Annotated in this window: 19 protein-coding genes; 4 read left to right on the forward strand and 15 right to left on the reverse strand. The window is 29.9% G+C overall.

All coding sequences use genetic code 11. The features are described from left to right. Nucleotides 1-187 precede the first annotated feature (187 nt). Complete coding sequence (lip, locus tag HMPREF3125_RS02450) at nucleotides 188-2,362, forward strand: YSIRK-targeted triacylglycerol lipase (protein WP_070451691.1); 2,175 nt, start codon at nucleotides 188-190, stop codon at nucleotides 2,360-2,362. Nucleotides 2,363-2,458: 96 nt separating this feature from the next. On the opposite strand, the gene HMPREF3125_RS02455 is transcribed toward lip, so the two are convergent. The 6 genes from HMPREF3125_RS02455 to HMPREF3125_RS02480 all read right to left on the reverse strand — a co-directional run bounded on the left by HMPREF3125_RS02455 (nucleotide 2,459) and on the right by HMPREF3125_RS02480 (nucleotide 9,480). Next, nucleotides 2,459-2,857 carry a hypothetical protein gene (locus HMPREF3125_RS02455; RefSeq protein WP_070451693.1) on the reverse strand — a complete coding sequence of 133 codons (399 nt, stop codon included), beginning with the start codon at nucleotides 2,855-2,857 and terminating at the stop codon, nucleotides 2,459-2,461. A 524-nt stretch (nucleotides 2,858-3,381) separates the two neighbouring features. Further along, the gene (locus HMPREF3125_RS02460) at nucleotides 3,382-3,699 is read right to left on the reverse strand and encodes a hypothetical protein (RefSeq protein ID WP_070451695.1); all 318 of its coding nucleotides are present in this window, start codon (nucleotides 3,697-3,699) and stop codon (nucleotides 3,382-3,384) included. A 217-nt stretch (nucleotides 3,700-3,916) separates the two neighbouring features. Beyond that, complete coding sequence (locus tag HMPREF3125_RS02465) at nucleotides 3,917-4,972, reverse strand: PTS sugar transporter subunit IIC (protein WP_070451697.1); 1,056 nt, start codon at nucleotides 4,970-4,972, stop codon at nucleotides 3,917-3,919. 671 nt (nucleotides 4,973-5,643) lie between these two features. Next, the gene (locus HMPREF3125_RS02470; RefSeq protein WP_070451699.1) at nucleotides 5,644-6,621 is read right to left on the reverse strand and encodes a LacI family DNA-binding transcriptional regulator; all 978 of its coding nucleotides are present in this window, start codon (nucleotides 6,619-6,621) and stop codon (nucleotides 5,644-5,646) included. A gap of 139 nt (nucleotides 6,622-6,760) precedes the next feature. Next, nucleotides 6,761-8,176, reverse strand: coding sequence for a glycoside hydrolase family 32 protein (locus tag HMPREF3125_RS02475; protein ID WP_070451701.1), 1,416 nt, complete (start codon nucleotides 8,174-8,176; stop codon nucleotides 6,761-6,763). A 2-nt stretch (nucleotides 8,177-8,178) separates the two neighbouring features. After that, nucleotides 8,179-9,480, reverse strand: a complete 1,302-nt coding sequence (locus HMPREF3125_RS02480; RefSeq protein WP_070451703.1) for an MFS transporter — start codon at nucleotides 9,478-9,480, stop codon at nucleotides 8,179-8,181. Between the two features lie 170 nt (nucleotides 9,481-9,650). Between HMPREF3125_RS02480 and HMPREF3125_RS02485 the strand changes: the two genes are divergently transcribed. Continuing rightward, a complete protein-coding gene (locus HMPREF3125_RS02485) occupies nucleotides 9,651-10,124 on the forward strand; it encodes a peptide-methionine (S)-S-oxide reductase (protein WP_017637820.1) in 474 nt (157 codons plus the stop codon). 111 nt (nucleotides 10,125-10,235) lie between these two features. On the opposite strand, the gene HMPREF3125_RS02490 is transcribed toward HMPREF3125_RS02485, so the two are convergent. From HMPREF3125_RS02490 to HMPREF3125_RS02530, 9 genes are all read right to left on the reverse strand, one after another. Then, nucleotides 10,236-11,621: an MFS transporter gene (locus HMPREF3125_RS02490; RefSeq protein WP_070451705.1), complete on the reverse strand. Its 1,386-nt coding sequence runs from the start codon at nucleotides 11,619-11,621 to the stop codon at nucleotides 10,236-10,238. Between the two features lies 1 nt (nucleotide 11,622). Then, nucleotides 11,623-12,801, reverse strand: a complete 1,179-nt coding sequence (locus HMPREF3125_RS02495; protein WP_070451707.1) for a M20 family metallopeptidase — start codon at nucleotides 12,799-12,801, stop codon at nucleotides 11,623-11,625. Nucleotides 12,802-12,947: 146 nt separating this feature from the next. After that, nucleotides 12,948-15,185, reverse strand: coding sequence for a transcriptional regulator AryK (locus HMPREF3125_RS02500; RefSeq protein WP_070451709.1), 2,238 nt, complete (start codon nucleotides 15,183-15,185; stop codon nucleotides 12,948-12,950). 280 nt (nucleotides 15,186-15,465) lie between these two features. Further along, entirely contained in the window at nucleotides 15,466-15,876 is a 411-nt protein-coding gene (locus tag HMPREF3125_RS02505) for a phosphate-starvation-inducible protein PsiE (RefSeq protein WP_070451711.1), read from the reverse strand. A 139-nt stretch (nucleotides 15,877-16,015) separates the two neighbouring features. Continuing rightward, nucleotides 16,016-17,884, reverse strand: coding sequence for a DUF262 domain-containing protein (locus HMPREF3125_RS02510; protein WP_070451713.1), 1,869 nt, complete (start codon nucleotides 17,882-17,884; stop codon nucleotides 16,016-16,018). 112 nt (nucleotides 17,885-17,996) lie between these two features. Then, nucleotides 17,997-19,883 (reverse strand): hypothetical protein, encoded by a 1,887-nt coding sequence (locus tag HMPREF3125_RS02515; RefSeq protein WP_070451715.1) that lies wholly within the window; start codon nucleotides 19,881-19,883, stop codon nucleotides 17,997-17,999. Nucleotides 19,884-19,963: 80 nt separating this feature from the next. Continuing rightward, nucleotides 19,964-20,302 (reverse strand): nucleotide pyrophosphohydrolase, encoded by a 339-nt coding sequence (locus tag HMPREF3125_RS02520; protein ID WP_070451717.1) that lies wholly within the window; start codon nucleotides 20,300-20,302, stop codon nucleotides 19,964-19,966. Next, nucleotides 20,295-22,025 carry a DUF2075 domain-containing protein gene (locus HMPREF3125_RS02525; protein WP_070451719.1) on the reverse strand — a complete coding sequence of 577 codons (1,731 nt, stop codon included), beginning with the start codon at nucleotides 22,023-22,025 and terminating at the stop codon, nucleotides 20,295-20,297. The genes HMPREF3125_RS02520 and HMPREF3125_RS02525 overlap by 8 nt, the downstream gene beginning before the upstream one ends. Before the next feature lie 236 nt (nucleotides 22,026-22,261). Next, nucleotides 22,262-23,224, reverse strand: coding sequence for a zinc-binding dehydrogenase (locus HMPREF3125_RS02530; protein WP_070451721.1), 963 nt, complete (start codon nucleotides 23,222-23,224; stop codon nucleotides 22,262-22,264). 380 nt (nucleotides 23,225-23,604) lie between these two features. On the opposite strand from HMPREF3125_RS02530, the gene HMPREF3125_RS02535 reads away from it, so the two are divergent. Together HMPREF3125_RS02535 and HMPREF3125_RS02540 are read left to right on the forward strand one after the other, a co-directional pair. Beyond that, nucleotides 23,605-24,180 (forward strand): hypothetical protein, encoded by a 576-nt coding sequence (locus tag HMPREF3125_RS02535; RefSeq protein WP_070451724.1) that lies wholly within the window; start codon nucleotides 23,605-23,607, stop codon nucleotides 24,178-24,180. Nucleotides 24,181-24,201: 21 nt separating this feature from the next. After that, the gene (locus tag HMPREF3125_RS02540) at nucleotides 24,202-24,651 is read left to right on the forward strand and encodes a hypothetical protein (protein ID WP_070451726.1); all 450 of its coding nucleotides are present in this window, start codon (nucleotides 24,202-24,204) and stop codon (nucleotides 24,649-24,651) included. The last annotated feature ends 61 nt before the right edge of the window (nucleotides 24,652-24,712 follow it).

A 24,712-nucleotide genomic window follows, 5' to 3' on the forward strand; every position in this document is an offset into this window, starting at 1 on the left:
TTTTTTTAGTTAGTTTATAGTTGGCTTGGAATTGATGTGTTCAATGACTTTAAGAAATTGTAAATAGAAATTTATATTAGCTTCATAATTCTTATTTATGATGAAGACATCTCGTGATTGAATTTGATTAACTTTAAATTTGATCACGTTACAGTTTAAAAATTTAGTTAATAGAGGTGCTAAAATCATGACAAATAGAACGCATGCTTATAGTATTCGCAAACTAAGTATTGGTGCATCTTCAATTATGGTCGCAACGATGCTCTTAATAGGTGGCGGTAGTGTTGCACATGCCGATGAAACTAAAAACGAAAATAATAACGCACAAACGACTGCTACAACTCAATCAGATCAGCATTCAGCTCAAACTGAACAAACACAAAATGAGAACTCAAATAATCAAAATAACAAAGCTTCATCTATAGCGAATGAAAATGCGCAAACAACTGAAACTAAAGAAGAACATTTAAATTCACAACAAGAAAATAATAATAGTGATGTTTCACGTGAAAATACAAATACTAAAACACCTAATAATAATGAAGAAAAGACTGCAAAAGAATCAGATGATCAGCAGCAAAAATCAACAAAACAAAATCAAGAATCGACTACTCAAGAAGACTCCCTTCAACCTAAAGATAACCAACAAACTAATGATTCATATGTAAATGAAAATCAATCTGACAAACCAAACTCAGAGAAACAACAACCTCACGAGTTATCTAAAACAGATCAACAATCTAACACTAAAGTGGAGAAATCGGATCAAACACCATCATTAGAAAAAGACCAAACTTCTAACGAGCATCAACTATCAGCAACTCAAGCTAATGACAGCACAAATAAACAAGAGGTCCCTAAGACATCCCTGCAAGAAGATTCTAATAAAGAAGTGTCGTCAGAGACCGAGTCACAACAATCATCATCGAAACAACATATCACAGCTAAAGATTCTTCTGCAGCAGAAGAAAAAACTAATGAAGTAAATAATCAGTCACAAACTAAAAACACTCAATCTCAAAATGATATTAAATTGAATCAGTTAGATAATAGTAATCAAAAACATAGCAACCCAACAAATGATAAAGATGATGAATCAAAAGACGGTATTAATACTCTTACAAAAAACGCCGTAGCAATACATAACAATAAATCTAAGGATAAAGCTGTACAACCAGCTAAAGACCAAACCAATAAAGTTGCGCCTCAAATTCAATATAAAAATCATGACCCTATTATTCTTGTACATGGCTTTAATGGTTACACTGCCGATAATGGTCCCGGCCTTGATAACAGCAATTATTGGGGTGGCGATCGTCTTAAAATCACTCAAGAAGCGCGTGCTAAAGGTTATAACGTCAGTGAAGCTAGTGTCAGCGCATTAGGCAGCAATTATGATAGAGCTGTTGAACTATACTATTACATTAAAGGTGGCACTGTAGATTACGGCGCTGCACATGCTGCAAAATACGGTCACGAACGTTATGGTAAAACTTATGCAGGTGCTTATAAAGATTGGAAACCTGGACAGAAGATTCACTTAGTTGGTCATAGTATGGGCGGACAAACCGTTAGACTATTAGAAGATATGCTTCGTAATGGAGATCCTGAGGAGGTTGAATACCAGAAGCAACATGGTGGCGATATTTCACCGTTATATAAAGGTGGACAAGATAATATGATTTCTTCAATTACAACGCTTGCAACACCTCATAACGGTACACATGCGTCAGATAAATTAGGCAATGAAGCTATCATTAGACAGGTACTATATGACTATGCTAAAACTCAAGGTGGTAAACATTCCCGCTCTGACCTTGGTTTAAGACAATGGGGATTAAAACAACAGCCTAACGAATCTTATACTGAATACGTGAAACGCGTTAAAAACAGCAAACTTTGGACAACTCAAGACAATGGCTTATATGATTTAACCACTCAAGGCGCACAAGAACTTAATAATAAGACATCTTTAAACCCTAATATTGTATACAAAACATATTCAGGTGAATCTACCGAACCAGATAAAAATGGTATTTATAAACGCGATCGTCATATGAACATTAAGTATCTAACAACAGCAAATGTTATTGGTAAACTAGACGATAAAGTTTGGCGAGAGAATGATGGACTGGTATCAACCATTTCTGCCAAACATCCATTCAACCAAAAATATGTGGATGCTTCAGATCAACCTCAAAAAGGCGTATGGCAAGTGACACCTGTTAAACATAATTGGGATCACGGTGACTTTGTCGGTACACAAAAAAATGAAAAAGATATCTCAGTAGAAGAACTTCAAGGATTTTGGGATAACATTTTAGCGGATACCGTCAAAAGCGAGAAAGTTACAGATAAGTAGGATATGTAAACAGGTCTTCCAATTTTCTTTTTAGGAAGACCTGTTTCTTTAACGTTTACAAGTTTAGTAGATTACTTCAATATCATGTTCATAATTTTATTTAATACTACCTATACCTTTTAATTCTTCAGAATAAGGCATTGTTAATTCATTACAACTTATTACTTTTCCATCTTCATTAAATTTAAATTCTGCATACACTTCTATTTTCCCACGATTCCCATTCTTTTTTGTAACGTAAACATTATAACGTAAGAATACAGTATTCTGATTTTCGTCAATTAACATTGTTTCAAATTGTTTAATTGTTAGCTTTGAAACTACTTCTTTTAGTTTCCTAAGATGTTCAGTAAACTCATTAATATCAGAAGTTACGTGGTCAGTAGTTTGAACATACAAAGGTGAAAAATAAGTATTTATCTTATCAATATTCAAATCAATCAAAATATCATTATATAGTGCTTGTATCGTTGTTGATAAATAATCTCTATCCATCACTAAACACAACCTTTATTAATGTTTATTATTTATGTTCTATCTATAAATTTAGACTATCATTAAAAACGAAACTATACAAATGTTAAATTATATTTAAAACAATCTATTAACTTAGTATAATATAATCATAAAACTTAGTGAGCCTATTTGTCATATGTTATCACATACACCTATGAATATTTGTAAGTAAAGTGGGGTGATAAGTATGACAATATTCCTTCAAATTGATTTTTCAATCATTGTAAGCATAATAGGAACGTTCTATGTCATTATAGTAATAAAGACAAAAAAATAGCCCCCGTATTGGAAGTACGGGAGCACCTATTACATAGGCTGTAAGTAAATAACATATACCGAGTTATCCAGCTCAACGAATATGTTTACTAAGTTTTACACCTAGTTGTTGATTCGCCATCAGTGACTAGGTGTTTTTTTATACTTTTATAATACTATATTATAGGATTATAGACAATATTTTTAAAATTAATATATCTTAATATAACTAAGATATATAGCTCGTTTCAATTACTTTCTTTTATGTCATTATATAATTCTACAAATTTCTTCCCTTCTGCACGTGGCACATAGTCAAAAATCCAATTTTCGCCATCTTTTTCAGTAATAACAATTCTAAATGGATTTAAAGATAAACCAAATTTCACACTTTTAATCTCATCAAAATGAAAGACATTTTTAATTTCAGAACCTTTTAAAAACCCATCCGCTTCAAAGTAAATGGCATCTTCTAATAAACAAAGCGTTCCTGGAATACCTTGAGCTTGAACAATTTTCATTAAACCATGAACTGTATAAACTGGATGATCTAAATTAATTTCCATGTTATATCTCCCCTAATGTTTGTCATTAATATGGTGAGTCTTTACTTTAAACAGATATGAAGATAAACCCATTTGCATTTTTATTATTCTTAATATGAGTATACCTAAAGCATGTGACTCACTCAAATTTTAATATGATATTTTAGGAATAAAAAAAGCTCCCGTATGATCTATACGAGAGCGTTGATTGAATATTAATATCATTATTATTGTCTTATTATTTTGATCTGAAAACAAACACTTCTGAATCGTATAATTTCAAGACTTTTGTAAATAAATAGTTGAAGAATATGGCTGCTACCAATGGGACAATAATATATGTTATAGTAACTATTACCAGTCCACTAGCCATACCTCCGTCTAATAATCCTAATGATTTTATAGGTCCTACTAAACCAATTAAACCAAAACCTGCAGAATCTGATGCACCTTTAATATTAAACAAACCGCCTATAAGTCCTGATACTGCGGCTGAACATACAATTGGTAAGAATATAATCGGATGTCGTATTGTATTAGGCATCATTAATTTAACTGCACCAAGAAGTACTGTAATAGGAACACCTACTTTGTTTACACGCCATGCTCCAACGGCTAACACAATCGCACAAGTACCAGCGCCAATTGCAGCAGAGCCAGCAGCTAATCCTGATATACCAATTGCGACACCTATTCCTATGGACGATATTGGTGATACTATAAGAATTGAAAAGATCATTGCAATCAATATCGTCATAATAATAGGTTGTGTATTCGTTAAACTATTAACAAAATTACCTATGCCAACCGTAATTAGTTTAGTATAAGGTAACAGTAACAAACCAATTAAACCAGCGACACCTGCCCCAACAATAGGTAACACAATCATATTAAAATTTTCTACTCGATCTTTAATCAATAATATAATACCTACTGCAATAGCAGCTGTAATCATTGTGTTGATTAAATCACCTATACCAGTAATAACCCATTTATTATCTGTAATCGTAGTTGCTCCTGAACCCACAAAGGCTGCTGCACCCACTACAGCGGTTTGTAATTGTCCTAATCCAAATTGTATCGCAATAATGACGCCTGTAAGTATTGGAGTCGTATATTGAATACCTTGAACCACAATAGCTATCTTAGCGAAAATTTCATTATACTGACTTAAATATTTACATAATTCTCCTAAAATCGCATTGGGAATCATTCCTACTATAATTGCTATCGCTAATCCATTTAATACATTAAATAAAAATGTTTTGGGTGTAATTATCTGTTTCTCGCCCATATTTCAAATACCTCATGTAACTTTCATAATTTTTCTTAAATTTAAAATATTCTAAATAATATTCTTTAAAAAAACACTCTCGAGGAGAGAACCGGACAAAAGCGCTTAGGATATCGTTAATTCGTTTTCCAGAGCATAAATACTTTATGTCTCAGCCTCTTATACGAAAGTGTTTTCAAGTTATGATTATGATACCATTATTTTCCATAATAGCATAGTTATTTTATAAGTTTTTAAGCAGTTTTGTGATAGCGGTTTCAATTATAGCGAACATGATAGGTACGTTCTATGTCTCTATAATAATAAAGACAAAAAATAGCTTTCGTACTGGAATACGAGAGCACTTGCTACCATGTTAATGACTAAAACAATACTAAGAGTAAAATTGGAAATATAATCACTATATTAACGAGATTAATAAAAACACTGATTAAAAAAGATTCCAATTTGTATATAAAATAAACCAAGATTGAAATAGTAAGCAATACGCCACTCGCAATTAGAAAATATAAACAAATATCTAAACCAAATTGACTTAATCGATTAAAATTAATAACAATCAATATAACTAGAACTAAATAGTTAATGATATTCAGCAAGTTTAATGTTAGTTTCATGTATTTGCTCCTAAACACTTTATTACACCCTTTTAAATAATGATAAATACAAAACTAACTCGTCGAACCTTGCCATAGTTCCACTGGTAATATCGTATGTTGTTCTGTTTCTTCATTATTAATACGTTGTTCCAAAGCGTTCACTGCTTGTTGTGCAATGCTGTTAATCGGTTGAATGATTGTTGTAAGCTCTGGATGCATATGTCTCATTAATTCCGTACCGTCATACCCTATAATTTTGAGATCTTCAGGTACTCTTTTATTATAAGTTGCAGCCATGTTATAAATTTGAATCGCATCAGTATCATTAGACGCAAAAATGCCATCAACTTCTGGATGTTCTTCAAAAATTTGTCTAAACTTTTTAGCTTTTTCATCAAAGCTTAATTCGAAATTAATTGTATATGTGATCGGTGTTAAACCATGTTGTTTCATAGTGTCTTCGTAGCCTGATTGTCTCAAATTAGCAGTCGTATTTACATCAATTGGCCCATTAGTATGGATAATATGCTTTGCACCTCTATCAATTAAATGCTGTGTTGCGAGTACTCCACCTTCAAAATTATCTGACCGAATATCAGGAATATCTTCATTAACTACTCTATCTATCGCCACTATCGAAAGGTTTCTATTATTGTATTGCTCAATACCAATATTATGGGTACCAACAATCAATCCATCTAATTGATTTGATAGTAACTGATTAATATAATGCGTTTCCTTGTCACAATCATTCATTGAGTTCCCAATAATTACGATATAACCCAGATCATATAATTTTCTTTCAAGTTCTAATACTAACTCCCCGAAAAATGGGTTTGATACAGTAGGAAACAATAGCCCAACTATATTTGTTTTTTGATTATATAATTGTCTAGCTGCAGAATTTGGTTGATAATTTAAAGTTGTCATCGCTTGATAGACTTTATCTTTAGTTTCATCACTAATATATCCACGATTATTTAATACACGCGAAACGGTCGTTTTCGAAACTTGGGCTAGTTTAGCTACATCTTCCAATTTCGGTTTCATCGTTATCTACTCCAATTCATTTAAATACTTATGTATATTATGCACGTTTCATAAACAGAATTCGACAGAAAAATAAGAGTTAAGCACAGGCAATTATTTTTACCAATATGTGCTCAACTCTATTTTAACTTACTTTATGTTAATCAAATTGTATTGCTTGATGTTCCAATTCATAAACTGAAGTTTCTATATTAATGACTTCCTCTGAAGAAACCCATACTTCTGGTGCCTCTTCACTGTAATATCTTTCTGTGAATACCGCTTCTCCATCATTAATAAATATTTCAATAGAACTTGTATCAATATATAGTTGTAAATTTAGATTATCGCTAGATTGAACCGTCGCATATCTATAATCACCAATATCATTACGGTATAACGTGAATTTTTGACTTTCAGCATCATATTTTAAAGATAATAAGTCATTGTGTTGATGTTTTAAATTAATAGTGAAATCTGATGCTGGTATATTTAAATTAACTTCTGCTTGTTTCTTGCCTTGTGAAATCATTACAGGCTCAGTGAGTGTGTAACTTTGTTGTTTACCATCATCTATACGTAAAGACTTTAGTTCTTCAACTGGACGCATGTATAAGTGGTTGTCTTTCAAATAAAGTTCTCTAGGTAACGTTAATGCGCCAGACCAGCCATCTTCTTTTTCCGGCATATTCGCTTCCCACATAGCCATCCAACCAATAAGGATTCTTCTGCCATCAGGTGCTTGCATCGTTTGAGGTGCATAAAAGTCATGTCCATGATCTAACTCTTTAAATTGTTTTCTTATGAATTTATGAGTGTTGTAATCAAAGTACCCAACAAAGTAGCCATTTTGGAATAGATTTAAGTATTGTTCTTCTTCAGCTTCCATTCCTTGTGGTGAAAATAGAAAGACATGTTTCCCATCAAGTTCAAATAAATCTGGACATTCCCACATATAGCCTTCTGTATGTTGTCCATTTGATTCATCTACAGGACCGATATATTCCCAAGTATATAAATCATCTGAACGATATAAAATAATTCGACCAAGTTCTTTGTCATTCTGGCTTCCGACAATCATGTAATAACGGCCATCATGTTCCCATACCTTTGGATCTCTAAAATGATGTGTATTATCTTTAGGTGGCGTTGGAATAATCGCATTATGCTCATATTTTTGAAAATGAATACCATCTTCGCTATAAGCCATGTTCTGATTTTGCCAAAAATGATCTGGGTCATCATCGTTATAATAATGATGTCCTGTATAAAATAAATATAAGATATCGTCTTTTACAATGCCTGTTCCAGAAAAACAACCATTTTTGTCTTCCATGTCTCCTGGTTCCAAAGCGATAGGTAATGTTTCCCAATGTACTAAATCTTTACTACGTGCATGTCCCCAGTGCATTGGCCCCCATTCAGGTGCATAAGGATAATATTGATAAAACATATGATAATATCCATCAAAATATGAAAAACCATTTGGGTCATTGATCCAACCGTATTTAGGCATGACATGATAACCTAAACGATATCGTGAATTTGTTACTTCTAATTTATTTTGTTCGTCCATTGTTATACAATCTCCTTCTCTTTATGTAAATCTTTGACAAAAGGATCACCATAAACATATTCATTATCTTTTCTTAATGTAAAGAATGCGAAAATACCTGCTAATAACACAATAGATGATATAACGAAGAACGTTGGTTGATAACCAATATGATCTCGTAAAATACCCAATGGACTAGATAAAACGACTTGTCCAATTTGAGCAGAAACATTATATCCAACCATATAAATTGTCGCTGATAATTTAGTATCAAAGTGTAACGTGATATATCTAAAAATTGGTAATAAAAATAATGGTACTTCTAATGCATGAAACATTTTAATAAAGGAAACACTCACTGGTCCACTTGCTATACCACATAATCCGATACGTAAAAACATCACCGTCACACCTAGTAGTAATGTTTTTCTGACACCAATTTTCATCATAATAACGGGAACAACTGCCATCATAATACTTTCAAAAAATACTTGTACAGAATTGAGTGTGCCATACGTTTGTTGTCCCATACTTACTGTTGGGAATAATTTAGTATAGAAATCTGGGAACATTTGTTGATCAAATATCGTATAGAAAGACCAAGAAAACATAATGAAAATAATAATAACCCATAAATCTTTAACTTTGAGTAGTGAAATAATTTTATTGAATGAGGGTACCGCCTCACTATCACCCTCTTCAATATGTTCTTTAATATCAACTTCTTTTTTAGATTTCCAAAAAATTAATAACAATAATAGTATGAAACCTAGAACAGAACCTAACCAAAAGTTAAGATGTGGATTTTTCACAAAAGTAAATCCAGCCACAAGTGCCATAACAGCATAACCGAATGAACCCCATGCACGAGCTTGACCGTAATTAAAGTTAAACATACGACTAAATCTCTCACCAACTGCTTCAAATACACCCACAGCAGCTAAGAATCCACATGAAAGGAAGAACGCACCAAGAGGAACCCCTACCCAAAAATGACTTTGTATTAAAGGTGCATAAACCCAAATGAAAAATGGTCCAACCAATGTAGAAAATATTGCACAAAAAATAAGCAAACCACGTTTAATGACTAACTTATCTTGAATAACCCCATAGAAAAACATCAATATTAAGGTCACAAATGAATTGGCTGAATAAATGATACCTACTTTCTCTCCATTTAGTCCTAGCCCATTACTATCAGATGTTAACCATATTTGGAAAAATGACCACCAAATACTCCATGAAGCAAAGAAAAGCATTATCATAACTGAACTTTGTAAATAATATCTATTTTTAAATGGTGCTGTTAGACGGTTTATATTCATACTATATCTCCTTTGTTTTATGAAATCGCTTTATTTAATATGAATTGTAAACGCTTTCTAATAGTGTGTCAACCGGATGACATATAATATAAATTTGTTCATTTGAATTATCTCTCATTATTCGTTACAGTTTAATTGAGAATTATTTTCAATTAAAAGGAGCGAATATGATGGAAACAGTTTATTTAGCTGGTGGTTGTTTATATGGTGTGGAAGCTTATATTAGAACACTTCCTGGTGTTATCGATACGACAAGTGGTAGAGCGAATGGAATTACCGATACTTTAGACGGCGAGTATGATGGTTATGTAGAAGCTGTTAAGACAGAATTCGATCCTGAACAAGTATCAGTGACTGACTTAATGGGATACCTTTTTGAAATTATTGATCCATATAGTCTTCATCAACAAGGACAAGACATTGGTTTGAAATATAGAACAGGCTTATATAGTGAAGATCCAAAACATTTAAAAGAGGCACAAGCGTTTATTGACGCCATCGAAGACCATCATCTTATAGCGACGGAAGTCTTACCACTGACTAATTATGTAAAAAGTGCCGACATGCATCAAAACAGACTAGAACGCTATCCAGATGACTACTGTCACCTACCAAAATCATTGGTATATAAATATAAAAAATAGTGGTTAATTGGATTTAACGAGTTACAATATGGTGATTGAAGAGTTTGAAAAATCTTAATTAGATATTAAATATGGTTGGTTATGCATAATCGCAAAGCCAACCATTTTTGTTTATTTAGTTTTAACACGTTTATCATCATTAGGTATAGCATAAATAATAGCGATAAGAGCAAGTACACCCATAAGTACATTAACCCATAATGCAATCATAGCACCTGTGTGTAAGTTAGTAGCTGCAACAACGCCTGCAAATACTGCACCACTAATAGCAACTCCGAAAGCACCGCCAAGTGATGATGCCATTTTATAGATTCCTGAAGCTACTCCTACTTTATCTAAAGGCGCATTTGAAACAGCAGTGTCAGTAGATGGTGTAGCATATAAACCTAATCCTAGTCCGAAACATAAGTAACCTATGACACAACTAATGATATACAATGTTTCTGGTAGGAATACTAATGAAATTAAGAGAATACCAATGACAACAATCATAGATCCTAATAACATCGGTCTTTTAGAACCCATTTTTTGAAGTAATTTTTCTCCAACACGTATCATTGCTAATACTGCTATTAGATACGTAATTGATAAATAACCTGCTTGTAATGAAGTATAACCTAAACCTTGTTGTACAAATGTATTAGCAACAATTAATGTACCTGCAACACAATTCAATAAGAAGTTAGAGATTGTTGCGCCTGTATATGGTTTGTTTTTAAATAATTTAAAATCGATGAGCGGGTTGTCCACTTTTTTCTCTACATTTAAGAAAACAAAGAAAGAAACTAATACGATTGCAACTAATAAATAGAACCATAATGACGTATAGCCAATCGCGCCACCTTTTGTAATTAATACGTTCAAGCTTAATAACATAATTACTAAAACTGTTAATCCTTTAACATCAAATTTCTGTACATTTGTCACTTCTGATTTTGTTTCTGGTGTTCCTTTAATTAAAATCATTGAAAGTATTGCAATAATAATTGAGAAAATAAATATCCAACGCCATCCCATTGTTGTAGCAACAGCGCCACCAAATAGTGAACAAATACCACTGCCGCCCCATGAACCAATAGACCAAAAGCTAAGGGCACGTTGACGTTCAGCACCTTGGTAATATGTTTTCATAATAGCAAGTGTTGATGGCATAATACATGCTGCTGAAAATCCTTGGATCACGCGACCTAAAATTAATAATGAAGGTAAATTGGAAATAATGATTAAAGCAGAACCAATAATGCTTAATATTAATCCAATATTTGTCATTTTGACCCGTCCGATTTTATCAGCTATTCCGCCGGCACCTACTACAAACATACCAGAGAATAAGGCTGTTAAACTTACAGCAATACTAATTGTACCCATATCTGCACCGAAACTTTGTTGCAAATTCGGTACTACATTAACAAGTGATTGAGCAAACAACCAAAATGTAATAACGCCTAATACGATGCCTAAAATTAATTTATTACCGCCATGATATGTTTCATTCATGCTAATTCTCCCCTTTTAGGTAATCTAATACAACTGTCCCAACTGCTTCTGCAGAAATAAGTAATGCTTTTTCTGAAATTTTAAATTTAGGATGGTGATGTGGATAGATTTTGCCATCTTCTGGAGCTGCACCTGTATAAATAAATGCACTTGGTTTTTCTTTAGCATAATAAGCAAAATCTTCTGAAGGTGGTTGAGGTTCACAACTTTCAACACCAAAATCAAGATCTGCATTTTTCAAAGTTTTAGCAACATATTCTGTGAATTCAGGATCGTTATATAATGCTGGATAATCATCGTTATAGTCTAGCTCACAAGTCACATCAAATGTTTCTTCTAATCCTTTTGATAATCTTTTAATTTCACGTTCAATAGTTGCTTTAGTGTCTTCAGTCAAACCGCGAACATCGCCTTCAACTTCAATAGAATCTTTAATGATGTTAAATTGTCCTTTACCATCGAATGAACCAATAGTAACAACCCCTGTTTCAAAAGGACTTAAACGTCTAGATACAACTGTTTGTAATTGTGTTATAAAATAACTTCCTGCCACAATAGCATCATTTGCCATATGTGGAGATGAACCGTGTCCACCTTTACCAATAACTTTTAATTTAAAGAAAGCACGACCTGTTTGAACATATCCTGGATGATAGTAGACACTACCAGTTTCCATTGTGCTCATTACATGTACACCAACTACATTGTCCACACCTTCAAGTATACCTGCTTCAACCATTCCTTTCGCTCCGCCTGGAGGTACTTCTTCTGCTGGTTGATGTATTACAATGACTTTACCTGTAAACGCATCTTTCATTTCGGATAAAGTTTCAGCTAACACGAGCATATATGCAGTATGTGCATCATGACCACACGCATGCATTACACCTTCATTTTGTGAAGCAAATGGTAATCCTGTATCTTCAGTAATTGGCAGTGCATTGAAGTCAGCTCTAATTGCTAATGTTTTACCTGGTTTTCCTGAATCGATTGTGACTTTAATTCCTCTACCACCGAAATTAGTTTCTACTTGAACATCTTTTCCTTTATAAAAATCCGCAATATATTTAGCTGTTTCATCTTCGTGAAAAGATAGTTCTGGATGTTGATGTATATAACGTCTAATTTCAATCATTTTATCTTCTTTAGCTTTTAATGTTTCAATTAATTGTTGTGTCATAATTACTTCATCTCCTTGATTACATATTAATAAATTTTATCTTTTTAATATTGTCATTATTCAAGAAGTGTATAGTTAATTTTTTGTTTTTTAAAAAATTATGATAATAAAGAACAAGAATTGTCATACATTATTTGTGGTTTTAATTAAATATCTGGATAACGTTTAACTTCAATTAAATGTATACCATTAGTAATCATTTTCATATTTAAAATGAGTGTATCTGTCACTTCTACTTCTGCCACTTCTAATTTCGGATAGCTCATACGATTAATATAATCAATAGAATCTTGATCCATACCATGTTTCGAATGATGCATCCTCCATATTTTAAATAATGCACCATTTTCTTTATCTAATGTGAAATGTTTTATTTTATATGTTCCTTGTCTCAGGTCTTTTATTTTTAAATGTATCATTTCAGTAATACGTAGGTTCATCTCATCATCTAATGCTAAATAAGGGTTAAAGTGTTTAGCATCGAATAATAAAACTTGGAAATCGCTATCTGAACCTGTAACAATACATGTTTCATCAATATATAATACATTATTGGATAATTTATTATATAACAACGCCGTGTAATAAACTGGTCGCTTACCATCATATTGGTGAAATAACTCAATAGAATTCATATAATCTCTTTCAGTTTTACAATGACTGACATGCAAGTCGTAATTTAACCAATACCCAATCATATCTACTTTAGAGCTCAATTTTAGTAATTGCTCGACAATAATGCCCCCTCTAAAATATTCGCCATTAGTAATATAGGTATTTCCAGTTAAAGTATTCCAATTTAATAAAATTAGTGGTCGTTTAATCTTATATTTGGCCATTAAATCTATTAAATAATTCGTTTTATTAATTATAATTTGGCTCGCTGTTTTAAATTCATCATCATTAACTTTATCGAAATTAACCGCATCGTTGGAGTTAGCATCAAATACAAAATAATTGATATCTTGTTCAAGTTGTTTGGCAATTGGTAACCATTTTTCAATAAATTGATTAAAATGAACATACAATCCACCGTCTGGAAATAACGATTTGAAATACTTCATCATTTCAATAAGTGAAGAATGCAGTTCAGTTACATAGATATTGATTTTTAAATTGTGTTTACGATTAGTATGTACAGCAACGTGATGCATAAATAATTTAAACGTTTCAAGATATGCTTCAGATTGGTAATTATTGAGATGCATCGTTAAAGCAAAGTCATGTTCCATCAAGAAATCTAAGCATAAATCGATATCGTAAAATAAATTTGAAACATTGGCATCATACATAAATGGTGCATTTAATTTTTTCGTAATATACGGCATAATATCGTACACCAAAACTTCGTTAACAAAGAAATCCTGATGACAAGTAAGTAATTGTGATTGGTATTGTTTACTTAGTAAGTTGCTTAAATATCCTATTTGTATAATATGGTTAAATTTATTCAGTGGCTTTGTCGCTTTTGTAAAATCAATTGCCTTATCATTAATTTTTTCAACATCTTCTATAAAGTGATTCATTTCAACAATATAATCATTGAGTAAAAAAATTAATTCTCTATCATTATAGGTCTGTTGATGTGTAATGTTTTCTTCAGTTTTATTGTCATGTTTACATCTGAACATTTTTGGTGTTTCATTTGTAAATTGTTTAAAAGTTCTAGAGAATGTTGTCGCACTCGAAAAACCATTTCGTAGAGCTATGTCAGTAATAGAATCGTCTGTGTATTGTAAATCTAACTTTGAATGTTCAACACGTGTTTGATTTAGAAATTGCTGGAATCCCATACCTAATACTTCAGTGAATTTCTTAGATAAATGACTTTCAGACCAATCGACATACTGACTTAGGGTACTCAGACTCAAATCCTCATGAAAATGTAGTTCAATGTAATCACAAACTTGATCAATTTTAGAATTGTTCATCATCGTTTGTTTCGATTGATATGTTCTTGGTACATAGTGAATCATATGCATAAGTAATTGGATAATTAACTGCTGTTCAGTAAGTTTCGATAATTCATTATTGCGAATGTGAGTTGAAACAAGTCTTGCAATAATGTTACGCATTTGATTAATATTCTTCTTCGTCGTAGCATCAGTTAAATTAAAATACAAACGCTGATCATCATCAATTTTATCTGCTAAATATTGCAATTGGAAATGCACAAAACAAATAATAGAATCTTTATGAAATTGAAAGCGATACAAATCACGATGATTCACAAAAAACAAATCCCCTTGATTTAATACTTTCAAATTATTTTCTAAATAAAGATGCACATTCCCTTTTATAACGAATCCAACTATTAAACCATTTAATCGCTTGAAATCATTCATTGATTCTGTCTTTACTTGAATTACATAGCTACGTTGCATACTATCCCTCTATTCACTGGGCTACTCATTTTAGTAGTGGATGATTTTTTATTATTTTACATCAACCTATATTAAAATACGAGCTGAATGTGAGAAGGAACGTGTGGATAGAAAAGTATGCAGTATTGGAGATAACCATAATCAATAAGGAATTAAATTCGAGGCGCTTTTTGGATAATCGGAATGTGTCGGTAGTCTCTTAATTATAAGCATATTAAAAGAGGGAACTGTGCTTTCACACAAACTTCCCTCTAAAATAAATGCTATATTTGTATTTAATTTAATCGATGGTGAATTTTCTTAAACAATACAATGAAATGGTCAAAATAAATATACTTAAGACTAATAAAATAGTCTCAGTAGCATCGCTATGTTCTACAATAATGATTCTCACAATTGCAGTGATACCAATATAAATAAAGTATTGTAATGAAAAATGATAATTATGTTTGAAATATTGAATAATCAATAAGATAAACTCAATATACATAAATGACACTAATAAATCTTCGATAACCTGACTATATTTTAAATCTTTATCTTGTAAAAATAAATTGTTAAAGAAACCAAAACATTCGGTAAATAAAAATATAACTAACGTTATAGCTATGATAGCAATACAAATATTAACTGCTAATAACAATAAATTTGAAAATCGCTCACTTATCTTATCTGGTGTGAATTTTTTCATCTGTTCTCCTTAGTGTTGTTAATTCTGTTTTAGAATAAATTGATAATAGATTTGTTAACAACAGTATATTTCGAAGATCAATTATTAGATAATTATACATACTTTTGAAAATTATCCATTTAGGTATTTAAGGGTACACTTATTTGATATTAAAATCATCTGTAACAAATGAAATTACTAGATTTGTTATCTCATTAGATCTAAGATCAATCATTTCTTTTGTGAAATGACCATCAACATTATCCTTTTTAGGAGTTGTAATATAACTATTAATCAATTTAACTAGTTTAGTATCTTTTCCATTTTTAACATTTGTTTCTAAATTAACTGCTAATTTTTTAGTCAGTAAAAATTCAACATCTTTTTCATAATGAAGTAACTTATCTACATATTTTTTATTTCCTATAGATGAATTATCAGTATTATATATTAAAGTTAAATTACCAACTTTGTTTTTATACTGGTTAAATTCTTCTTCATCAGAAAAGCCGATTTTAGTATAATCATCAACTTTAATTTTTTGTGAAAGTATATGTTCAATTGTAAGTTGTTTTGATAAAGATTTAGCTATTGCATTTCCATTTTCACAAATAAGACCTTCTAATAATCTATATAGTAGTAAAGCTTTAGGCGAATGAGAGCCATTTTTATTTTCTAATTTTTTATTAGGTAAATTTGACATAATATCATCTGTGAAAGAAAATATTTCTTGATTTATTAAATTAACCGTGTTTTGTAAATCTTTCTTCGTATTATAGTTTTTTATCATTTTAGGAATAAAACTTTCAATGGTATTGGTCTGATTAAAACTAAAAAGAATTGTAGTGACATATCTAATAATTGTTTTTAATATTAATTCTTTTTCATTTTCCTTATCAAGTAAATAGAAAGGCATTAACATGACTTTGGCTTGTTCAATACTTATAACTTCATAAATTATTGAGATTAAATATTCGTGTTTTTTTGTAAAAGATTTATAATCATGAACTTCTAATCTAGAATAAATATCAGAGATATGTTCTAAATCTTTTGAAAAATCAACAATATCATATGAATCCCAATTTTTTAGTTTTTTCTTAAAATAATCCAACAAATTATTTTTTTTAATGTTTTCACCATGAAAAGCTAACAAATAATTTGTTAAAAACTTAGAGGAGGATATTTTTTTTCGACGATTATCTTTTAACAAAGGGTACTCTAAATTTAAGCTGAAAGATTTCCAGTTTGCTAAAAATTCATCTCTTAAAGTATCATCACCACTTTTTGCAATAGATTTCAACGCTAAATTTTTAATTAAGTCAAGCGGTTCAAGAGCTCTACCTCTATCATTTAAAACTTCAAACAATTGAAAAGCCTTAGATTCATTTGGAGCAGTTGTCATTATTAGATACACATTGTACATTAAATAGTTAATAAAACGAATTATTTGTTTTTCAGTTAAATAATTATCCTCTATAAATTCTGAGACACATTCATATATTTCATGAATGTTTTTATCACTATTATTATCAATCGAAGAGGTTTCAAGTTGTTGATCTTGCATTAAACGTCTATAATAACTTCCAAAAGGTAAAGACGTATGGTGATTAATTTTTAACTTTACAAATTCTCCTAAATCATTTGTCATACTATAACCTTTAGAAAGAGTACTTGTTAAGTTATTCCATTTATCTTTGAAAGTACTATCTTCATTTGACTTTTCTTTAGCATAAGTCTGAAGTGCTTTGAAAATTATTGTTATCGTAGTTAAACGCTGTTGCCCATCTATGACAGTCATATATTCTTTATTCGTAATTAGTACAATATTACCAAGTAAATAGCCACTTAATTCACTAGTTTCTTTTTTAAAATCTTCTGAATCTTCTTTGAAATCATATAATAACTCTAGAATATCTTTTTTATTCCATACAAATTCTCTTTGGAATTCCGGTATAAAAAAAGGGAGTTTGCTATTAAATATGAGCTCAGAAATATTTTGGTGACGTGAATCAATTTTACTTTCTTCCATAAGAATTAAACCTCACAATTTTATAGTTGAACTAAGTATAAAAAAATAATTAGTATAGATCAACTATTATTTTAAAAAGTAAAAGTAAATTTATAATTATTAATTTTATACCTTAATGAGCAGTTAATTCTTTATTTAAACACACTTCATCATTAAATTTTAAAATAATCATAATTGTAATTCTTAATAGCATTATATAGTTTTGATAATGATCTTTTTCATTTAAATAAGCTAGATTACCATGTGCATATCTGTTTCTAAGACTATATCCATTGGAAAAACTTTTATTATTTAAGTAAAATTCAAACATCTCTGATTCTAATTTACTAAACATTGAACTTGATATATCTATTAATTCTTCTTTATGGAAAGTTTCTATTATTTCTCTTTCTTCTTTAGATAATCTATATAATAACAATGTATTATTTTCGTGTAATATTTTCATTAAATTTATTGTATTTACATTTCCCAAAGTAATTGTTTGATCCTCATCAACTTTTAACATATTGAGTCTTTTTATCTTTTTTACTATTTCTGATTCTTTAATTAATGTTACTACTCCATCTTCATCTAAAAGCAAATCGAAGAAATTGTCATAACCATCATTTTCACTTTTTATGAAATCAATAAATAAAGGATTACATGAAAAAAAGAAATTGTATATTTCTTCTACACTATTTGTAGTATTAATATACTTATTAGTGATGTTGGTATGCAAAGTCTTAAAATCCATCATTCTAGATGACAGATGGATTAATTTTAAATTAACTTCACCATAGAGTGTATAACATTCTATTTGATTTAATAAGGATTCAATATTAGCCACTAAATTTAAGCATTTTTCTCTATATGTGCTAGAAGTTGAAATTGAAAACACCATATTCTTGACACTAAACTCACTAGACACGTAATCTTCGAAAAACCATTTGAAAGCATTCTCTATCTCAATATTATTTACTTGTAAAAATTCATAATAATTTCTCATAATTAATAACTGAACGTTTTCTAAAATTCTAAATGAATGTGAAATAGGATAATTATTCGGAATTTGAACACTTAACACTTCTTCAATTTGGGTTTGTTTATTTTTATTATTCAAAATACAAGTTAAATTCCCATTTAAATTTATAAATTCAAATAGCCAAATAAAATTATTAAATATTGTTGGGTAATCTAAATTTGATTTTAGATATTTTTCATCAAAATAAAGATGAAGGTTATTTCCTTGATTATCGAACTTCATTATTTCATTTATATCTGAGAATTCTATACTATATTGAAATTTAATAGCTTGCTTTTTCTCAAAAATTTGCTCATTAATATCTTCAATTTTTTCTTTTGCCTTTTGTTTGTTTTTTACGTCAATCTCGAAACCTTCATATGAGACAGAATCTATTATTTTAAGTAAATAATTATAACTCACTTTTTCACTTGTTATATAATTTAATATTAAATTATTAGCTATTTCGTGTGTAATTTCTTTTGGAAGTATACCTTTGAATACCCCTAATTTAATATCAATAATTATCTCACTGCTATTAATATCTTCCTTCATATATTTATACAAAACTCTACTAAAATTAGCTACTATCTCTTTAAATTCACAGACTTTTCTAAGAGAAATTAATTTTTTACTCAAAAGAAAAACAAATTTCCCTTCATTTATTTTCTTATAGGTCTTAAATTTATTTAACAAAAACATAAAATCAGAACTATAAATTCTGTTCATATATTCAACTTCTTGGATTATGTTTTTATTATTTATTTTAGAAAAATATCTTCCTATAATTGAATTTGTCTTTTCTAATAATTTTCTATTTTCTTTTTGAAAACAGTAGTTAGGAAATTTATTTAAATAAATATTACAATTATAAAGCTCTAAAACGTCATTAATATTTTGATTATCTTTTTGTCTCAAAATATTCAATCTAGAGTTAATTTTTTCTAAATACCAACCAACTGATAAATCATCTGCACCAAAATATTTAATTCTTTCCATTTACGTTTCTCACCCTATTTATAGGTTCATCTATCAATAATAACAACTGAGTATTAACAAATTTTTTAATTATTGATATTTTATAATTCATTATATTTAGAATTATTATCTTTACTTTTTTCTAATGGGTATTTTTCAGAGTTCTTTACTAGTTTTTTGCGAATAATATCATTAATATCAAAATCTAAGTTATCTGCTAACATATAACTATAAATTAAGACGTCAGCTAGTTCTTCTGCTAATCTTTCTTGCTTATTTTCTACTACTTCTTCAGGTGACTTCCACTGGAATAATTCGAGTAATTCAGCAGCCTCTAAGCTAATAGCTAATGATAAATCTTTCTCATTATGGAATTGTCTCCAATTACGAGCATCTCTAAATTGGTTGATTTCTTTTAATATTTCTTTAGTTTCATCCATTATTTTCACCCTTTGCGGCTTTTTTAAGTGCTTCCCTTAATTGATCATCTACTGCATAAATATATAATCCATTAACACCACGAGTTAATAAGACATTTAATTCATTTTTTAAAAGCATATCTGAGAAGTACTGTTTTGACCCATCTTCTAATGTTCTTCTTCGAGTTGCCTTTTTATTAGCACTACTGCTTTCATCAAAGATGATTTTACCATCTCGATATTTAACAGAAGGTCCTATTACAACGCCGGCATAATTTAAATCTAATCCTTGAATAGTATATGTAGACCCTATTTCATCAATTGTTTGTTCTCGTTCAACCCATGGTAATTTAGATTGGTTTCTTTTAGTTTTTAATTGATAATTCCATGGCATAGACCAGTTTCCAATTTTAACTCGCCAAAAACCCTCATCTTCAGGAGGCTTATCTTTATACTTCCAGTCAAATGTAGCAAGCATTCTTGAAATACCACTATCTGTGTGTTGTGCTTTATTTCTAATAGCATTTTCCAAATCAACTGGCGTATCAAAAATTTTAATTTCATACCCTTTTTTATCTTTAGGTATAGTGTTAATTGTTTGATTATCTACTAAATTTCTAATCCATTTAACTGTGGAATCATCACTATTAATACGCATTTGATTTTTTAAAGTTACAAGATTATTTTTACTTTTTGTAACATCAAAATATTCATTTAGTTTGTCTGCTTCCCAAATTTGTTCAGTCGTTAAGACTTGTTTTAAGTCAAAAACGATTACTACAACTTTAGCTCTTGCTAATAAATCGTCTAGATGATTTTTTCCTTGATAACTTTGTTTACCTTGAGTTAAAAGTAAATGTGCCTCGTCTACAATAACAACATCTACCTTTTCATCTGGTGAATGATTATTAATAAAGCTCGTTGGCTTACCAACTATTTTATTGTTTTTGTTAGATATACCTAATTTAGATGCTATTTGATTATATATAGAAACATGTTCATTTTGATTTACAAGAAGATGAATATCTAGATTTTTATCTAAATCCAAATGATATTTTCCTAATTCATATAGTAGTGTACTCATTAAAACAGTTTTTCCAGATCCCGCTTCACCTTCAACAATAATCAATTGTCCATCTTCGTCTAAAAGTATAGATTCTTTAATTTTAGTTAAGATTTCTTCTTTCGCATTAATTTGTTCTTGAGTCAATTTATGGAAAGGAGACGCTTTGAATATAGCTGAATCCTTAATAATACTTTCGATAGGAAATAGAGATTTATTTTCTTTGTTTAAAGATTTCCAAATCTCAGAGAAAATTTCGTCTAGCATGTCAGACGTATAATATTCATTTTGTTGATTAGTTCTACTATTATGAACCCTAGTAATATTATCAACGCTTAATAAATACTGCATTAATCTATTTTCAATATCGAGTGTTAACGATTTATTAAATAACTCATGACCAATCACATACATTGATGATTGATTTGATTCAGAAAATTCTTCCCAAAAGGTTTTTACCTTTGTATCAGCATTAAGATGTTGTCTGGTTCTATTTCTAATATCTGCCGTTTCTCCCACATAGACTTCAAAATTGTTTTCACGCTTTTTATCATTAATTATGTATACAGTTGGATACCTTAATAAATATCTTCCATCTGCCGAAGAATTCCACTTTTGTACTGAACTATCCAAATTATCCAATGAATATTTAATATTTTCTATTTTTAATAAATTTCCCATCATATCACCTATTGAATTATCATCTATTAATCTCTATTTTATCAATTTTGTGATACTTTTATATAGTTTTTTGATATTTATTGCCTTTAATGTTTTAAACTATTATTTACTAAACTTTGTTCTTATTTCAAACTTCATTATTTTCCTCTCAAAAATCCTCTAGTTAAACACAATAAAAGCAGGTGACTTGTATCATTAGTCGCCTGCTTTATATTTAAGTGTTCTTGTTATCATCCTTACTCAAATTCGTTTAACACAATAACTTTGCCGAAGCTATTTGTGCTTTCTAAATAGTCGTGTGCTTTATTGACTTCATCGAGTTTGAATATTTTTTCTGGTTTAACAATAATATTATTGGTTTCTATATAATCAAAGAGTTCTTTTATCTTTGCTTCATCAACATTTTCTGAAACAAAGCTTGTTAGGTAACTATTTTTCTTAATATCAAAGATAGGATCAAATTCTTCTAAGTACCACTTACCTCCAAGTATTCCTGTATCACAAAGGATTCCGCCCTCTTTAAGATGTTTAAAACTATCTTTAATGGTAACTGTACCAACCAATTCTAACACTTTATCATATTCAGAACTTGTATCTAGTTCATTTTCTTTATCTTCGATTACTTCATCAAAGCCTACTTCTATAAGCAATGATTTCTTACTCATATCCCGTGTACTACCACTTACTGTTACATCTTTATATTTAGCTTTAATTAGATTAAGAAAAGCTACGCCTACACCACTAGTTGCACCTCTTACTAATACTTTGTCATTATGTTCAATTTTTAAATTTTTAATAGAACCAAATGCCGTATAGTATGTTTCAGGAATAGTAGCTAGCGTCTCCCACGATAAATTAGTATCTATAGGATAAATTTGTTCATTAGGTAATAATGCATATTGCGCATAACTACCATCAAAGTCACGTCCCATTTCCCCCATTATAGAAACGACCGTTTGATCTTTAGGTAATCTCTCAGAATCTGTTGATTCTTCAATCACCCCTACACATTCAATTCCTAATATTCTCGGGAATTGTACAGAAGGTGAAAAACCTTGTCGAGTGAAAATTTCTGAACGATTAATACCAAATCCCTTTATTTTCACTAAAGACCAGCCTTCTTTGACGACAGGTGTTTCAACATCTTGATATTTTAATTGTTCTGAATCACCAGGATTATATATGACAACTGCTTTCATATGTTTTCTCTCCTTTATTTTTGTTGGAAGAATCTCATTTCTATTTTCCCCATTTTATACTAAATTAATGCCTTTGTTTAAAAATTATTCTCTTATGTACTGAATTCCATAAGTTGCAGTTTGATTTAACTTTCAGTTTAAATAACTAAAACATTTTAAACTACTACCTTTTTCAAAAATAAAAAACATAGCGTTACTACTTAATATAAATTTTACAAATAACTAAAAAGTATAAATTAATTCAATAATATAGTAGATATAATTATTAAAGTTTGATAACCTTAAGTTCACTAACCACTGTTTTAAACATTAATATGACAATTTATATAATTTAAACAATACGCAGATATTTTCAAATAAGAAAAAGAGGAAAATTAAATATGAAAAAAATTATTCAAATATTAACGATTATTGCACTCATTTTGATGATAGGAATTGCAGCAATATTCGGCTATAGTAGCGTTAAAAATCTAACCGCCAGTAATCATCAGAAAAAGACTGAAACTACTATAAAAGAGAGTAAAGATAAAGATTCAAAATCAAATGATACTACTACAGATAAGAGTAGCCAACAAGATTATTCCAACAATACGAATCAAAGTAATACACAAAATAGCTCACAAAATAATACAAATGAACAAGCAAACACTACAAATGAAGAAGATCCTAATAACCTTCTCAGATTTGATAAAAATGGGGATGGCTTGATTTCTACATCTGAATTAACTCCTGAAGCACAAAAACTAGCAGACGAAGGTAAATTCCAACCTGTTTCCGATAGAATGGCCCAAGAATGGACTAAAGATAAAAATAATGAAGATAATTCAAACAGCTCTAATCCTAAAACGATTAATGGTAGACCTGCTGGAGATGCTGGTAATGAAGTGAATATGTCAGCTAAAAATGCAAATGTTGATAGCGAAAATACAGAAGATGAAGATGACAGTGAAAATTAATTAAAACGGAGAATATAAAGAATGAAAAATGTAATTATTGGTTTATCAATATTGTTTGTATTAGTCGTATTAGGTTCAGGAATACTTTTTGGTTACAGTCAACTTAAAAACAGTGTGTTAGCTTCAAGTGACAATAAACAAACACAAGATAGTAAAACAAAAGATAATCAAAAATCTGAGACAACTAATGATGACAACCAAACTAGTAATAATAGTAGTCAAAATAATTCCACTAATGAAGCAATACAAAATAATAATGAGCAACAACCAGCTAATAATCAAAGTAATAAAAGTAATACAACTTCTAATAATTCAAATATCGATAACATGTCTGACGAGGAATTAATGAACTATTACACTCAAAATATGGATGATGATAATAAAAAAGTCGTCGAGGGAAGATTTGAATATCAAAAAGGTAACGAGTATGCAAATTATGTTAGAAATCAGCTAAAAAACAACCAGAATTAATAAATACTGAAGAAAAAAACAAAACTAATTGTGCAAAAAGCAGGATAGCTTTTAGAAAATG

The organism is Staphylococcus sp. HMSC13A10 (genome assembly GCF_001808005.1).
In the GTDB taxonomy this organism is placed as follows: domain Bacteria; phylum Bacillota; class Bacilli; order Staphylococcales; family Staphylococcaceae; genus Staphylococcus; species Staphylococcus pasteuri.